The following is a 15,971-nucleotide window of genomic DNA, read 5'->3' on the forward strand; positions in this document are numbered from 1 at the left end:
CTCACGAAGTGCCCCCGGCAGGATTCGAACCTGCGCACACGGCTCCGGAGGCCGTTGCTCTATCCCCTGAGCTACGGGGGCGTGTCGGCCGTTGAGCTGCTTGCTCGTGGCGACGGACAGAACACTACCAGCTCGCTCGGGGTGGTCAGGAACGCGTTTTTGCCGGGCCGGGGGACGGCCGGTCGCGCCGAGCGGCGGGCCGGGAAACCGGGGAAGGGGACAGGTCGTCCCGAGATACGGACCGGGGGACGACGCCCGGCGCCCCGAGCGGTGGGCCGGGGAAGAGGACAGGTCGCCCCGGGACATGGGCCCGGTCGCCCCGACGGGTTGGAAGTGCGGAAAAGCCGGACGCGGTGGCCGGTGCCGACCTACTCTCAAGTTGTGTCAGGCGCCTCGGGCCGGGTGCTTGTTGTAGACGACAACAAGGTCATCCGGCAGCTGATCAGGGTCAACCTCGAACTGGAGGGTATCGAGGTGGTGACCGCGGCCGATGGTGTCGAGTGTCTGGATGTCGTTCATGAAGTGCGACCCGATGTGGTGACACTCGACGTGGTCATGCCCCGGCTCGACGGGCTCAGAACCGCCGGCCGCCTGCGCTCCGACCCCCGTACCCGTGATCTCTCCCTCGCCATCGTCAGCGCCTGCACTCAGCAGGAGGTCGACAGCGGGCTCGACGTCGGGGTCGACGCCTTCCTCGCCAAGCCCTTCGAGCCCAGCGAGCTGGTGCGGCTCGTCCGGCGGCTCGTCGAGCTGCGGCACCAGCGGGTGGCGGAGCAGGGGCGGGGACTCGTCGAAGGGCTCCTCGGCGGCGCGGCGGGCGGCTCCGGCGCCTCGGGCGACGGCGGGCGCGGCTGCACCGGCTGACAAGGACCGGACCGCGCCACACCCCCGGGAGTGCCAAGCCCCCCCCGCCCTCCGTCACACCGCCCCCCCGTCACACCGCCCTCCGCCCCACCTCCCCGCTCACCCCCGCCGCCGGATACGCACCGAACCTCCCCCCAACCGTCCACATCCCGGACCATCGGGCAAATCGGCTCGCCTCCCCACCCCCCTCCTCGCCTACGCTGGTCCCGTGACCCCCGTCGAGCTCTCCCGTACCGTGCTGCGCGCGGTGCGCAGTGCTGTGGAGCAGGGGGAGCTGAGGGTGAAGGTTCCGGCGCGGGCCGTGGTCACGGCCCCGGGAGCCGGGGGATGCGGCGACTACGCCACCACCATCGCCCTCCAGCTCGCCCGTCCGGCCGGACACACTCCCCGGCGGGTCGCCGAGATCCTCTCCCCCCATCTGCTGCGGGCGCACGGCATCCGGGACGTCGTCGTCACCGGACCGGGCTTCCTCAACCTCACCCTCGCCGGGCCGCGAGAAGGGGACGGCGACATCCGCGCCACCGTGATCGCGGGGCTGGTGCGTGAGGTGTCGCGGGGCGACGAGGTGCCGTACGGGCATGTCGTCCCGCGGGGCGACACCGTGACCGTACGGCTGTGCGCGCCGCCCGAGCCCCGGGCCCTGGTCGTGATGGGTGCCGTCGCCCGGATTCTGCGCTCGCAGGGCGAGGCCGTCGCGGAGGCGGTGGGGGACGACTCCGCCCCCGACGAGATCCCCGCCCACCTCATCCGCCCCGTCCCCCTCCACCCCGGGCAGGAAAGCCCCCCCGGCCACGACAGCCACCCCGGCACCCCCATCACCCACCCCACCCGCTGGGCCATGCTCAGCACCGCGCCGCACGATCACGTCCGGGTCGGACCCGGGCTCCTCGTCCAGCGGGAGAGCAACCCCCTCTTCCGCGTCCGGTACGCCCACGCCCGCACCCGCGCGCTCCACCGCAACGCCGCCGACCTGGGCTTCCAGGCCGAGGCGGGAGACGTACGAGGGGAAGGGACCGCGGCCTACGACGCCGTCGGCACCGCGCTCTGCGACCACCCCCGCGTCCTCGCCGCCGCCGCCCGCCATCACGACCCCTCCCGGCTCGCCCGGCAGCTCGTCGCGCTCGCGGACGCGGTGACCGGGGTGCTGCCGGACGTGCTGCCGAGGGGGGACGAGAAACCCTCGGCCGTCCACCGTGCCCGGCTCGCTCTTGTCGAGGCCGTCGGGGCGGTGCTGGCCGACGGCCTGTCCCTGCTCGGTATCGACGCACCCGACCACCTCTGAGACGACCTCAGAAGAGACGAAGAGACGACGAGAGACATGAGCCGTTCCGCACATCCCGCCGGGCCCCGTCACGCCGATGTCCTCCCCGAGGGGCACTACTCCGCCCCGCCCGCCGATCTGAACACCCTCGACGGCAAGGTCTGGGCGCAGACCGTCGTCCGCGGCGACGACGGGGTCGTCCGGGTCGGCGGGGTGCCGGTGACGGATGTCGCCGAGGAGTTCGGGACGCCCGCGTACGTCCTGGACGAGACCGATTTCCGGGCGCGGGCGCGGGCCTGGCGGGACGCCTTCGGGGCGGACGCCGATGTCTTCTACGCCGGTAAGGCGTTCCTCTCGCGGGCCGTCGTGCGCTGGCTCCGGGAGGAGGGGCTCAACCTCGATGTGTGCTCGGGGGGCGAGCTGGCCACCGCGCTGTCCGCCGGGATGCCGGCCGAGCGGATCGCGCTGCACGGGAACAACAAGTCCGTGGCCGAGATCCGGCGGGCCGTCGAGGCGGGCGTCGGCCGGATCGTGCTCGACTCCTTCCAGGAGATCGTGCGGGTCGCCCATGTCGCCCGGGAGCTGGGCGTACGGCAGCGGGTGCAGATCCGGATCACCGTCGGCGTCGAGGCGCACACCCATGAGTTCATCGCCACCGCCCACGAGGACCAGAAGTTCGGGATTCCGCTGGCGGGCGGGCAGGCCGCGGAGGCGGTACGGAGGGCGCTCCAGCTCGACTCCCTCGACCTGGTCGGGATCCACTCCCACATCGGGTCGCAGATCTTCGACATGTCCGGCTTCGAGGTCGCCGCGCACCGGGTCGTGGGGCTGCTCAAGGACGTACGGGACGAGCACGGGGTGGAGCTGCCCGAGATCGACCTCGGCGGCGGCCTCGGCATCGCCTACACCAGCGGTGACGACCCGCGCGAGCCGCACGAGATCGCCAAGGCGCTGCAAGAGATCGTCGCCCGCGAGTGCGACTCCGCGAAGCTGCGCACCCCCCGGATCTCCGTGGAGCCCGGCCGGGCCATCGTCGGCCCGACCGCCTTCACCCTCTACGAGGTGGGCACGGTCAAGCCGCTGGACGGGCTGCGCACGTACGTCTCCGTCGACGGCGGCATGTCCGACAACATCCGCACCGCGCTCTACGACGCCGAGTACAGCGTCGCTCTCGTCTCCCGGACCTCCGACGCCGAGGCGATGCTGGTCCGGGTCGTGGGGAAGCACTGTGAGAGCGGTGACATTGTCGTCAAGGACGCGTTCCTGCCGGGCGACCTCGCCCCGGGTGACCTGATCGCCGTACCGGCGACCGGCGCGTACTGCCGGTCCATGGCGAGCAACTACAACCATGTGCCCCGGCCGCCGGTGCTGGCCGTGCGGGACGGGGCCGCCCGGGTCATCGTGCGGCGCGAGACCGAGGAGGATCTGCTCCGGCTCGATGTCGGGTGACCTGAGGGCCGCAGGTGCCGGAGAGACCCGAGGGGCCGCGGGGTGCCGGAGGACAGGGGACGGAGAATCTCCTGTTTCCGGTTCCGGGAAAATGAAATAGATGTCTCACGATCCGGACCAGGGGCAGAAAGTCCCGTCCGGTGAGTGAGACTGGTGAGGCCCCGCGCTGGGTGCGAACCCAGACGGTAACCGGTTGGAAGACGAAACGAGGTCGGATGATGCGTACGCGTCCGCTGAAGGTGGCGCTGCTGGGCTGTGGAGTGGTCGGCTCAGAGGTGGCGCGCATCATGACGACGCACGCCGACGATCTCGCCCAGCGGATCGGCGCCCCGGTGGAGCTGGCCGGGGTCGCCGTGCGGCGCCCCGGGAAGGTGCGCGAGGGCATCGACCCCGCGCTGGTCACCACCGACGCCACCGCCCTCGTCAAACGCGGCGACATCGACGTCGTCGTCGAGGTCATCGGGGGCATCGAGCCCGCGCGGACCCTCATCACCACCGCCTTCGCGCACGGCGCCTCCGTGGTCTCCGCCAACAAGGCCCTGCTCGCCCAGGACGGCGCCGCGCTGCACGCCGCCGCCGAGGAGCACGGCAAGGACCTGTACTACGAGGCCGCCGTCGCCGGTGCCATCCCGCTGATCCGGCCGCTGCGCGAGTCCCTCGCCGGGGACAAGGTCAACCGGGTCCTCGGGATCGTGAACGGCACCACCAACTTCATCCTCGACAAGATGGACTCCACCGGCGCCGGGTACCAGGAGGCGCTGGACGAGGCCACCGCCCTCGGCTACGCGGAGGCCGACCCCACCGCCGACGTCGAGGGCTTCGACGCCGCAGCCAAGGCCGCCATCCTCGCCGGGATCGCCTTCCACACCCGGGTCCGGCTGGACGACGTCTACCGCGAGGGCATGACCGAGGTCACCGCCGCCGACTTCGCCTCCGCCAGGGAGATGGGCTGCACCATCAAACTGCTCGCCATCTGCGAGCGGGCCGCCGACGGGGGCTCGGTCACCGCGCGCGTGCACCCGGCCATGATTCCGCTGACCCACCCGCTCGCCTCCGTGCGCGGCGCGTACAACGCGGTCTTCGTGGAGTCGGACGCCTCCGGTCAGCTGATGTTCTACGGGCCCGGTGCCGGTGGCGCGCCCACCGCCTCGGCCGTCCTCGGCGACCTGGTCGCCGTCTGCCGCAACCGGCTCGACGGGTCCACCGGGCCCGGCGAGTCGGCGTATGCCGCGCTGCCCGTCTCGCCCATGGGCGAGGTCGTCACGCGGTACCACATCAGCCTCGACGTGGCCGACAAGCCGGGTGTGCTCGCCCAGGTGGCCACGGTCTTCGCTGAGCACGGGGTGTCCATCGACACCGTTCGCCAGCAGGGCAGAAATCAAATCAGTGGCGACGCAGTCGCCGTCGAACAGGGCGGTGGCGGGAGACGGGAGGGCGGCGAGGCTTCGCTCGTCGTCGTCACCCATCGCGCGTCCGACGCCTCCCTCACCGGGACCGTCGAGGCGTTGCGCCAGCTCGACACCGTGCGGGGTGTCGCCAGCATCATGCGGGTTGAAGGAGAGTAACCAGCAATGACCCACCAGTGGCGCGGAATCATCGAGGAGTACCGGGACCGGCTGCCCGTCTCCGACACCACGCCGGTCGTGACGCTCCGTGAGGGCGGCACGCCCCTCGTGCCCGCGCAGGTGCTCTCCGAGCGCACGGGCTGCGAGGTCCACCTCAAGGTGGAGGGCGCCAATCCGACCGGGTCCTTCAAGGACCGCGGTATGACCATGGCGATCAGCAGGGCGAAGGAGGAGGGCGCCCAGGCCGTCATCTGCGCGTCCACCGGCAACACCTCCGCCTCCGCCGCCGCGTACGCCGTACGGGCCGGGATGGTCTCCGCCGTCCTCGTCCCGCAGGGCAAGATCGCGCTCGGCAAGATGGGCCAGGCCCTGGTCCACGGGGCGAAGATCCTCCAGGTCGACGGCAACTTCGACGACTGTCTGACGCTGGCCCGCGCGCTCAGCGAGAACTACCCGGTCGCGCTGGTCAACTCGGTCAACCCGGTCCGGATCGAGGGCCAGAAGACCGCCGCCTTCGAGATCGTCGACATGCTCGGCGACGCGCCCGACATCCACGTCCTGCCGGTCGGCAACGCGGGCAACATCACCGCGTACTGGAAGGGCTACAAGGAGTACGCGGCCGACGGTGTGTCCTCCCGTACGCCCCGCATGTGGGGGTTCCAGGCGTCCGGCAGCGCGCCGATCGTGCGCGGCGAGGTCGTCAAGGACCCCTCGACCATCGCCACCGCCATCCGGATCGGCAACCCGGCCTCCTGGAGCCTCGCCCTCGCCGCCCGCGACGAGTCCGGCGGGTTCATCGACGAGGTGACGGACCGTGAGATCCTGCGCGCCTACCGGCTGTTGGCCGCCCAGGAGGGCGTCTTCGTGGAGCCCGCCTCGGCCGCGTCCGTCGCCGGACTGCTCAAGGCCGCCGAGCGCGGAGACGTCGACCCCGGCCAGCGGATCGTCTGTACGGTCACCGGCAACGGTCTGAAGGACCCCGACTGGGCCGTCGCCGGTGCCCCGCAGCCGGTCACCGTCCCGGTCGACGCGGCGACGGCGGCGACCCGGCTGGGTCTGGCGTAGGGCACGGGCTCCGGAGCGGCCCCGCCCTGCTTCGGGAGTGCTCGCGGGAGTGCTCCTGAGGCACTCCTGAGGCACTCCTGAAGCACTCCTGAAGCACTCCTGAAGCAGGGGAGCAGCCTCTTCAGGGGCTGCTCGGGGGTCCTCCGGGGGTCTCCCCGGGATCCCTCGGGGGGCTTCCCCGCAGGGGGTGGCACGGGGGGCTTGCGACACGCATCGTGCGCCTCCTGTGCGCCCTATGTCGCCCGAGAACCTTCCTTCGATAGGCTGTACCGAACCCGCCCGCCGCATATGCCGCGGTGCCGCGCCGACTCCGCGTCGTCTCCCCATCGTCTTCCTGGCCCGGCGCCCGGCCGGGCGCACCGCCGAGGGCGGTGCACGGCGGCCGAAAGGTTCGTCGTACGTCATCGAATCTCATAGATGTCATCGAGTGTCCTCGACCATCACGCAGCTCAAGGAGAGTCATCGAGCGATGGCCGGTCCCGCCTTCCGCGCCGCCGCCGTACGGGTGCGCGTCCCCGCCACCAGCGCCAACCTCGGTCCGGGCTTCGACGCCTTCGGCCTCGCGCTGGGGCTCTACGACGACGTGGTCGTCCGGGTGGCCGACTCCGGGCTGCACATCGACATCGCCGGCGAGGGCAGCGAGACCCTCCCGCGTGACGAGGCCCATCTGCTCGTCCGGTCCCTGCGCACCGCCTTCGACGTACTGGGCGGCCAGCCGCGCGGACTGGAGATCGTCTGCGCCAACCGCATCCCGCACGGCCGGGGTCTCGGCTCCTCCTCCGCCGCCATCTGCGCCGGGATCGTCGCCGCCCGCGCGGTGACCATAGGCGGCGAGGCCCGCCTCGACGACACCGCGCTGCTGGAGCTGGCCACCGAGATCGAGGGCCACCCCGACAATGTCGCCGCCTGTCTGCTCGGCGGTTTCACGCTGTCCTGGATGGACGCCGGGGCCGCCCGCGCGATCAGGATGGACCCGGCGGATTCCATCGTTCCGGTGGTTTTCGTACCGGGTCGGCCGGTGCTCACCGAGACCGCCCGTGGCCTGCTGCCGCGTACGGTGCCGCATGTCGACGCCGCCGCCAACGCGGGCCGGGCCGCACTGCTCGTCGAGGCCCTCACCCGGCGCCCCGAGCTGCTGCTGCCCGCCACCGAGGACCGGCTGCACCAGGAGTACCGCGCACCGGCGATGCCGGACAGCGCGGCGCTGGTGGAGCGGTTGCGGGCGGACGGCATCCCGGCCGTCATCTCCGGCGCCGGACCCACCGTCATGGCGCTGGCCGACCAGGGCACCGCCGACAAGGTCGAGGCGCTCGCCGGGGCCGACTGGGCCGCCAACCGGCTGAACCTCGACCTCCAAGGAGCCTGTGTGCTGCCGCTCGCGTCGACCGGGCCCGACCCCGTCGAACCGGTCGATCCCGGCCAGTGACGGGCGGGAGCACGCGATTGCCGGATGTGGAGAGGGGGAATGTTTGTTAGATCCGGTAGTGTTAACCTCAAGTCTGCACCCGACCTCACCATGGCGAGGTGCCTCGTGTCCCCCTCCGGGACAGACATTCTTCCGGGAGCCCCCCAAGCCGCACTGTGTCTCGTACTACGTATGCGGGCAGTACGCCGTACGCCGACACTGAGCGGGTCATCGGTGGGGGTACCCCCTCTGGGGGAGCTTCGGAGCCGGTGCGACCACGCCACGTGACACTGGGTGTCACGGCCACGGGAAGCGCCATCACCAGAAATTTCTTCCGCCGCTTTGGCGGACCACCGCCCCGGCACGGTCCACACGGAACGGACCGAAGCCGGACAGCACAACCGGTCGCCGAGCCAGACAGGCCGACGTCCGCTCCAGGGAAGGACCCTTCGTGAGCGACACCACCGATCTGATGGGCGCACGTGTCGAGGAGACCGCTGCCGCGCCCGCCACGGACGCCTCCGCGCCTGCCACCGGTGCCGGCTCCCGGCGGCGCCGTGGTACCGGCCTCGAGGGCATGGTGCTGGCCGAGCTGCAACAGGTCGCATCGGGCCTCGGCATCAGGGGCACCGCGCGGATGCGCAAGAGCCAGCTGATCGAGGTCATCAAGGAGGCGCAGGCGTCCGGCGGGGCGGCCCCCAAGGCCCCCAAGGCCGACGACACCGCCGAGACCAAGCCCAAGCGCCGCACCACCTCCAGGACCCGCACCGGCGACACCGCCGAAGGGGCGGAGAAGCCGGCCGCGAAGAAGGCGGAGCCGAAGACCGAGGCCCCGGCCGAGCAGGCCGCCGCCCAGCAGCAGATCGAGATCCCCGGCCAGCCCTCCAAGGCCGCCTCCGGCGAGGCCGGCGAGGAGGCCCCGGCCGAGCGTCGGCGCCGCCGGGCCACCGCCGAGGCGGGCAGCCCCGAGACGGTCACCGCCGAGGCCAAGAGCGAGCCCAAGGCCGAGACCCCCGTCCAGCAGCAGCCGCAGGGCGACGCCGGGGACGCCGGCGAGGGCCGCCGCCGCGACCGCCGTGAGCGCGGCCGGGACCGCGACCGCGATCGGGACCGCGACCGTGACCGTGACCGCCGCGGCAACAAGGGCGACGACCAGCAGGGCCAGGGCCAGCAGCGCCAGCAGCAGAGCCAGGGCGGCGGCCAGGGCGGCAACCGCCAGCAGCAGCAGGACGACGACGACTTCGAGGGCGGCCGGCGCGGTCGCCGGGGCCGCTACCGGGACCGCCGCGGACGCCGTGGCCGCGACGAGATCGGCACCCCCGAGCCGCAGCTCGCCGACGACGACGTCCTGATCCCGGTCGCCGGCATCCTGGACATCCTCGACAACTACGCCTTCATCCGTACGTCGGGCTACCTGCCGGGCCCCAACGACGTGTACGTCTCCCTCGCCCAGGTCCGTAAGAACGGGCTGCGCAAGGGCGACCACATCACCGGCGCGGTCCGCCAGCCGAAGGAGGGCGAGCGGCGCGAGAAGTTCAACGCGCTGGTCCGTCTGGACTCGGTGAACGGCATGGCCCCCGAACACGGCCGTGGCCGCCCCGAGTTCACCAAGCTGACCCCGCTCTACCCGCAGGACCGGCTCCGCCTGGAGACCGACCCGGGCGTGCTCACCACCCGGATCATCGATCTCGTCTCGCCGATCGGCAAGGGCCAGCGCGGTCTGATCGTGGCCCCGCCGAAGACCGGCAAGACCATGATCATGCAGGCCATCGCCAACGCGATCACGCACAACAACCCCGAGTGCCACCTGATGGTCGTCCTGGTCGACGAGCGTCCGGAAGAGGTCACCGACATGCAGCGGTCGGTCAAGGGCGAGGTCATCTCCTCGACCTTCGACCGCCCGGCCGAGGACCACACCACGGTCGCCGAGCTGGCCATCGAGCGGGCCAAGCGGCTGGTGGAGCTGGGGCACGACGTGGTGGTCCTGCTGGACTCCATCACCCGTCTGGGCCGTGCGTACAACCTCGCCGCGCCCGCCTCCGGCCGCATCCTGTCCGGTGGTGTCGACTCGACCGCCCTCTACCCCCCGAAGCGCTTCTTCGGCGCTGCGCGCAACATCGAGGACGGCGGTTCGCTGACCATCCTCGCCACCGCGCTCGTCGACACCGGGTCCCGCATGGACGAGGTGATCTTCGAGGAGTTCAAGGGCACCGGCAACATGGAGCTGAAGCTCGACCGCAAGCTCGCGGACAAGCGGATCTTCCCGGCGGTGGACGTCGACGCGTCCGGTACCCGCAAGGAGGAGATCCTGCTCGGCGGCGAGGAGCTGGCGGTCGTCTGGAAGCTGCGCCGGGTGCTGCACGCGCTGGACCAGCAGCAGGCGATCGAGCTGCTGCTGGACAAGATGAAGCAGACGAAGTCGAACATCGAATTCCTGATGCAGATCCAGAAGACGACGCCGACTCCCGGCAACGACTGACAGCACGGCACGCACCTCGCGCGCGCCTGACGGTGGCCGTCCCCTTCCCGGGGGCGGCCACCGTCGTTGCGGTACCATCGGCGACTTCGAACTACTGATCCCTAGGGGGGACTTGAGTGGGTATGTCCATGTCCACAGGGGGTGAGGGGCGGCCGAGACGGCGGATACGTATCGCGGTCTCCGCTGTCGCCGCGGCACTCGCCGCCGCGCTCGGGGCCGCGCTGCTGACCTCGACCGCCGACGCCGCCACTCCACAGCCGCCGACCGGGGTGACCCCGGGTCCCACCACCGTCACCCAGGACGAACTGCTCGACCGCCTGTCCGGGGCGCTCGCCGAGGACGACATCGCCGGGCAGGGGAACCGGGAGTCGCCGCGCACCGGGACCGGCGGCAGCCCCTCCGGCGGCAAGGAGGCGAAGATCATCGGTGGGACGACCACCACGATCACCTCGGCCCCGTGGATGGCCCAGCTCTGGTACTTCGACGACCGGGGCACCACCGGCACCGCCGACGACATCGGCTTCTTCTGCGGCGGCGCGGTCGTGTCGCCCACGAAGATCCTCACCGCCGCGCACTGTGTCAAGGGCTACAACTGGTACCTCAACGGGGTCGTCGTCACCGGCACCGCCAAGATGCCGACCGAGGCCGGCACCGACGGCACGGTGACCCTCCCGCTGCGCCAGTGGCAGCACCCGTCGTACAACGCCGGCACGCTGGACAACGACATCGCCGTCCTCACCCTGGACGTCCCGGTCAAGGCCACTCCGATCCGGATGACCACCGCCGGGGACAGCGCCTCCTACGCCGCCCGGACCAAGGCCAAGGTCTACGGCTGGGGCCGGACCCGCTCGACCAGCGACGCCCTCTCACCGACCCTGAGGACGGCGACCCTGCCGCTCCAGTCGGACTCCACCTGCGCGGGCGCCTGGGGCCGGGAGTTCGTCAAGGGCCACATGGTGTGCGCGGGCGACCCGTCCACCGGCAGCGACAGCACCACCGTCAGTGCCTGCAACGGTGACTCCGGCGGGCCGCTGGTGGTCAACAACCGGATCATCGGGGTCGTGTCCTGGGGCGTCGAGGACTGTGTGTACCGGGGCAAGTACAGCGTGTTCGCCAAGGTCACCTCGTATGTCGGCGCGGTCTATCCGCGGATCGACGACAGCAACATCAGCCGGGACCCCCGGGCCGACATGTGGGTGCGCAAGTCGGCCACCAAGCTCGGCTACAGCAAGGCGTCCAAGGGCACCACGTTCGACGCCCGCGAGGAGTGGGGCAACTGGGACGGGGTGAACAAGGTCCTCCAGACCGACCTGAACCGGGACGGCTTCCAGGACCTGGTCTACCGCCGCAGCAGCGACGGCGACATCTTCTGGAGCCACTTCGTGCTCACCACCGGGAAGTGGGTCACCACCAAGCTCGCCGACAACTGGAAGACCCGGACCCAGCTGATCGTCCCCGGCGATGTCACCGGCGACTATCTGCCGGACCTGCTCTCCGTGGACTCCGCCGGGGTGCTGTGGATCTACCCCGGCAAGGGCAACGGCACCTTCGCCGCCCGGGTCAAGGTCGGCTCCGGCTGGAACCAGTACAACGTGGTCCTCGGCCACGGCGACTTCACCGGCGACGGCCGGACCGACCTGATCGCCCGCGCCAAGACCGGCAGCGCCGTCTACCTCTACAAGGGCACCGGCAAGTCGGGCAGCGCCGCCTTCGCGCCCCGGATCAAGGTCCGCACCTGGGCCGGCTTCGACGCGTTCGCCGCGGTCGGTGACATCACCGGCGACGGCAAGGCCGACCTGCTGGCCCGTACGCCCGCCGGGAAACTGTCCCTGTACCCGGGCACCGGCAAGGCGACCAGCGAGATCTTCGCCACAGCCATCACGATCGGTACGGACTTCAAGCAGTACGACATCTTCGGCTGAACCCCCAGGTGAGCGGGGTCCTCCCCGCCCACCTGGCTACTCCCTGTGCCCATCGCCCCCGGCGGTGGGCACAGCGCGTTGTGCAACCCTGTGCCGAGTTTCCCCGTCTGACCGTACGGAGCACGATGGATACGGGGCGCACCCGGTGTCCTGCCGACATCCGGGCGCACCCCGCCCGCCCTGTCCGTCACCGCTGGGGGTCACCGACCGGACGAGAACCGAGGAGCACATGTCTGCCGAGAGCACGCCGGAACCCGGCATACCGGGCCCCTCCGGCTCCAGCGGTTCCCGTCACCGGGGCAAGGGGCGCCGCCGCAAGCCCCGCACCGGAGCGCGGGTCGCCGCCTGGGCCGCGGCCGGGATCGTCCTGCTCGGCGGCACCGGCGCGGGTTATGTCTACTTCAAGCTCAACGGCAACCTGAAGAGCGTCGACATCGACCACGCCCTCGGCACCGACCGCCCCACCAAGGTCGACGACGGCTCGGAGAACATCCTGGTCCTCGGCTCGGACACCCGCTCGGGCGACAACCAGCAGCTCGGCGGCGGCGCGGACGACGGCAGCGCCCGCTCCGACACCGCGATGATCGTCCATGTCTACGAGGGCCATCAGTCGGCCAGCGTGGTGTCCATCCCCCGCGACACCCTGATCGACCGCCCGGACTGCACCGACACCGACGGCGACACCTACCCGGCGGCCAGCGGCGTGATGTTCAATTCCGCGTACTCCACGGGCGGCGCCGCCTGCGCGGTGAAGACGGTCGAGTCCCTCACCGGCATCCGGATGGACCATTACCTGGAGGTCGACTTCAGCGGCTTCGAGAAGCTGGTCGACGAACTCGGCGGCGTCGAGGTCACCACCACCGAGGCCATCAGCGACCCGGACAGCCACCTCGACCTCCCGGCCGGCACCCACCAGCTCACCGGCGAGCAGGCCCTCGGCCTGGTCCGCACCCGGCACGGCGTGGGCGACGGCTCCGACCTGGGCCGTATCCAGCTCCAGCAGGCGTTCATCAAGGCCCTGGTCGAGCAGGTCAAGAGCGTCGGCCTGTTCACCAACCCGAAGAACCTCTACGACCTCGCCGACACCGCCACCAAGTCCGTCACCACCGACTCCGACCTGGGCTCCGTCGACTCCCTGATGTCCTGGGCCAACGGTCTGAAGTCGATCAGCGCCTCGAAGATGGACATGGTCACCATGCCGGTCCAGTACGACCCCGCCGACCTCAACCGCGTCCTCCTCGACGAGACCAAGGCCGACCAGGTCTGGACGGCCCTGAAGGCGGACAAGCCCATCCCGAAGTCAGCCACGGAAGGCACGGCAACAGGCCAGGCGGACGGCGTCGTAGCCCCGTAAGCGCCGGGCTGGGCGCAGGCTTTTAGGGGCGCGGGGAACTGCGCGACCAGCCCACCACATTCCCGCACCCGCCCATGGCGCCCCAGCGGCACCCCCTTCGGCGCCCCATCCACGCCCCCGGAATAGATCCCGGCAACCCCCGGTTTTGGGGGATGGCCCCAGTCCTGGCAGACTGGACCGTCGGCCCCGGTTCACGCCCCGCACCCCGCGGAGCGACCCGGCGCCCTCCCGAAACTAGGAGACACCTTGAAGCGCGACATCCACCCCGAGTACGTCGAGACGCAGGTCAGCTGTACCTGTGGCGCGTCGTTCACCACCCGCAGCACCATCGCGTCCGGCACCGTCCGGGCCGAGGTCTGCTCCGAGTGCCACCCGTTCTACACGGGCAAGCAGAAGATCCTCGACACCGGTGGCCGTGTGGCCCGCTTCGAGGCCCGCTTCGGCAAGGCCGCCGGCTCCAAGAAGTAGCGAGCCCCCTCGCGCCGGTCCACGGCCACGCTCCCGTCCGGGGTGTGCCGGGACCGGCGTTTTTGGTCGCCCGCCCCTTCTTCACCGTCGTACAACGCAGTCGTACACACAGGAGCCCAAGATGTTCGAGGCCGTCGAGGAGCTGGTCGGTGAGCATGCCGCACTGGAGCAGAAGCTCGCTGACCCCTCGGTCCACGCCGACCAGGCCAACGCGCGCAAGCTGAACAAGCGCTACGCCGAGCTGACCCCGATCGTCGCCACCTACCGTTCCTGGAAGACATCCGGTGACGACATCGACACCGCGCGTGAGCTGGGCGCCGACGACCCCGACTTCGCCGCCGAGGTCAAGGATCTGGAGAAGCAGCGCGAGGAGCTGACCGAGAAGCTGCGCCTGCTGCTGGTCCCGCGCGACCCCAGCGACGACAAGGACGTGATCCTGGAGATCAAGGCGGGCGCCGGCGGCGACGAGTCCGCGCTGTTCGCCGGTGACCTGCTGCGGATGTATCTGCGCTACGCCGAGCGGGTCGGCTGGAAGACCGAGATCATCGACGCCACCGAGTCCGAGCTGGGCGGCTACAAGGACGTCCAGGTCGCCGTGAAGACCCGCGGGCAGATCGAGCCCGGCCACGGGGTGTGGGCCCGGCTGAAGTACGAGGGCGGGGTGCACCGGGTGCAGCGGGTACCGGCCACGGAGTCCCAGGGCCGTATCCACACCTCCGCCGCCGGAGTGCTGGTCACGCCCGAGGCCGAGGAGGTGGACGTGGAGATCAACCCCAACGATCTGCGGATCGACGTCTACCGCTCCTCCGGGCCCGGCGGACAGTCCGTCAACACCACCGACTCCGCCGTCCGCATCACCCATATCCCGACCGGAGTCGTCGCTTCCTGCCAGAACGAGAAGAGCCAGCTCCAGAACAAGGAGCAGGCGATGCGTATCCTGCGCTCCAGGCTCCTCGCCCAGGCGCAGGAGGAGGCGGAGAAGGAGGCCGCCGACGCCCGCCGCAGCCAGGTCCGTACCGTCGACCGCTCCGAGAAGATCCGTACGTACAACTTCCCGGAGAATCGGCTGTCGGACCACCGCGTCGGCTTCAAGGCGTACAACCTGGACCAGGTCCTGGACGGCGACCTCGACGCGGTGATCCAGGCGTGCGTCGACGCGGACTCGGCGGCCAAACTGGCAGCCGCGTAAGGCGGACGGAACGGCGACCGAGCACGGCGACCGAGTACGACACGGAGGACTTTGCGTGAACCTGCTGCTCGCGGAGGTGGCCCAGGCCACCCAGCGGCTGGCCGACGCCGGCGTGCCGTCGCCGCGCACCGACGCGGAGGAACTGGCCGCGTTCGTGCACGGTGTGAAGCGGGGCGCGCTGCACTCCGTGCAGGACGCCGACTTCGACGCCCGGTACTGGGAGGCCATCGCGCGCCGGGAGCAGCGCGAGCCGCTCCAGCACATCACCGGGCTCGCCTACTTCCGCTATTTGGAACTCCAGGTCGGGCCCGGGGTGTTCGTGCCCCGCCCGGAGACCGAATCGGTGGTCGGCTGGGCCATAGACGCCGTACGGGCCATGGATGTGGTCGAGCCCTGCATCGTCGATCTGTGCACCGGCTCGGGCGCCATCGCGCTCGCCCTCGCCCAGGAGGTCCCGCGCTCCCGGGTACACGCCGTGGAGCTGTCCGAGGACGCCCTGGTGTGGACCCGTAAGAACGTCGAGGGGTCCCGGGTGGACCTGCGGCAGGGCAACGCGCTGGACGCCTTCCCCGACCTGGACGGCCAGGTCGACCTGGTGGTCTCCAACCCGCCCTACATCCCGCTCACCGAATGGGAGTACGTCGCTCCCGAGGCCCGGGACTACGATCCGGACCTCGCCCTGTTCTCCGGCGAGGACGGCCTCGACCTGATCCGCGGACTGGAGCGCACCGCGTACCGGCTGCTGCGGCCCGGCGGGGTCGTCGTCATCGAGCACGCCGACACCCAGGGCGGCCAGGTCCCGTGGATCTTCACCGAGGAGCGGGGCTGGGCCGACGCCGCCGACCATCCCGACCTCAACAACCGCCCGCGCTTCGCGACCGCCCGCAAGGCGCTGCCGTGAGCACCCGCCCGACTTCATCCCCGCAGTTCGCGTACCGCGTGTACGTCCG

12 protein-coding genes and 1 tRNA gene are annotated in these 15,971 nt (G+C 71.1%); 12 read left to right on the forward strand and 1 reads right to left on the reverse strand.

Going from position 1 to position 15,971, the window contains the following annotated elements; translation table 11 throughout:
- Window positions 1-9 precede the first annotated feature (9 nt).
- Window positions 10-81 (reverse strand) — tRNA-Arg (locus AB0D49_RS14895).
- 252 nt (window positions 82-333) lie between these two features.
- On the opposite strand from AB0D49_RS14895, the gene AB0D49_RS14900 reads away from it, so the two are divergent.
- From AB0D49_RS14900 to prmC, 12 genes are all read left to right on the forward strand, one after another.
- Entirely contained in the window at window positions 334-864 is a 531-nt protein-coding gene (locus AB0D49_RS14900) for a response regulator (RefSeq protein ID WP_362756593.1), read from the forward strand.
- A 208-nt stretch (window positions 865-1,072) separates the two neighbouring features.
- Window positions 1,073-2,146, forward strand: coding sequence for an ArgS-related anticodon-binding protein NrtL (nrtL, locus tag AB0D49_RS14905; RefSeq protein WP_362756596.1), 1,074 nt, complete (start codon window positions 1,073-1,075; stop codon window positions 2,144-2,146).
- 36 nt (window positions 2,147-2,182) lie between these two features.
- Window positions 2,183-3,574 carry a diaminopimelate decarboxylase gene (gene lysA, locus AB0D49_RS14910; RefSeq protein ID WP_362756599.1) on the forward strand — a complete coding sequence of 464 codons (1,392 nt, stop codon included), beginning with the start codon at window positions 2,183-2,185 and terminating at the stop codon, window positions 3,572-3,574.
- A 215-nt stretch (window positions 3,575-3,789) separates the two neighbouring features.
- Window positions 3,790-5,139 carry a homoserine dehydrogenase gene (locus AB0D49_RS14915; protein ID WP_362756602.1) on the forward strand — a complete coding sequence of 450 codons (1,350 nt, stop codon included), beginning with the start codon at window positions 3,790-3,792 and terminating at the stop codon, window positions 5,137-5,139.
- A gap of 6 nt (window positions 5,140-5,145) precedes the next feature.
- The gene (gene thrC, locus AB0D49_RS14920; RefSeq protein ID WP_362756605.1) at window positions 5,146-6,204 is read left to right on the forward strand and encodes a threonine synthase; all 1,059 of its coding nucleotides are present in this window, start codon (window positions 5,146-5,148) and stop codon (window positions 6,202-6,204) included.
- A gap of 469 nt (window positions 6,205-6,673) precedes the next feature.
- Window positions 6,674-7,630: a homoserine kinase gene (thrB, locus tag AB0D49_RS14925; protein WP_362756608.1), complete on the forward strand. Its 957-nt coding sequence runs from the start codon at window positions 6,674-6,676 to the stop codon at window positions 7,628-7,630.
- Between the two features lie 430 nt (window positions 7,631-8,060).
- Window positions 8,061-10,088, forward strand: a complete 2,028-nt coding sequence (gene rho / locus AB0D49_RS14930; RefSeq protein WP_362756611.1) for a transcription termination factor Rho — start codon at window positions 8,061-8,063, stop codon at window positions 10,086-10,088.
- A 122-nt stretch (window positions 10,089-10,210) separates the two neighbouring features.
- Window positions 10,211-12,010, forward strand: coding sequence for a trypsin-like serine protease (locus tag AB0D49_RS14935; RefSeq protein WP_362756614.1), 1,800 nt, complete (start codon window positions 10,211-10,213; stop codon window positions 12,008-12,010).
- Window positions 12,011-12,239: 229 nt separating this feature from the next.
- Window positions 12,240-13,364 (forward strand): LCP family protein, encoded by a 1,125-nt coding sequence (locus AB0D49_RS14940; protein ID WP_362756617.1) that lies wholly within the window; start codon window positions 12,240-12,242, stop codon window positions 13,362-13,364.
- Window positions 13,365-13,610: 246 nt separating this feature from the next.
- A complete protein-coding gene (gene rpmE, locus AB0D49_RS14945) occupies window positions 13,611-13,832 on the forward strand; it encodes a 50S ribosomal protein L31 (RefSeq protein WP_235456953.1) in 222 nt (73 codons plus the stop codon).
- Between the two features lie 121 nt (window positions 13,833-13,953).
- A complete protein-coding gene (gene prfA / locus AB0D49_RS14950) occupies window positions 13,954-15,021 on the forward strand; it encodes a peptide chain release factor 1 (protein ID WP_362756621.1) in 1,068 nt (355 codons plus the stop codon).
- A gap of 55 nt (window positions 15,022-15,076) precedes the next feature.
- Entirely contained in the window at window positions 15,077-15,922 is an 846-nt protein-coding gene (gene prmC / locus AB0D49_RS14955) for a peptide chain release factor N(5)-glutamine methyltransferase (protein WP_362756624.1), read from the forward strand.
- The last annotated feature ends 49 nt before the right edge of the window (window positions 15,923-15,971 follow it).

The sequence above is a fragment of the Streptomyces sp. NPDC048290 genome, assembly GCF_040652095.1.
Lineage (GTDB): Bacteria > Actinomycetota > Actinomycetes > Streptomycetales > Streptomycetaceae > Streptomyces.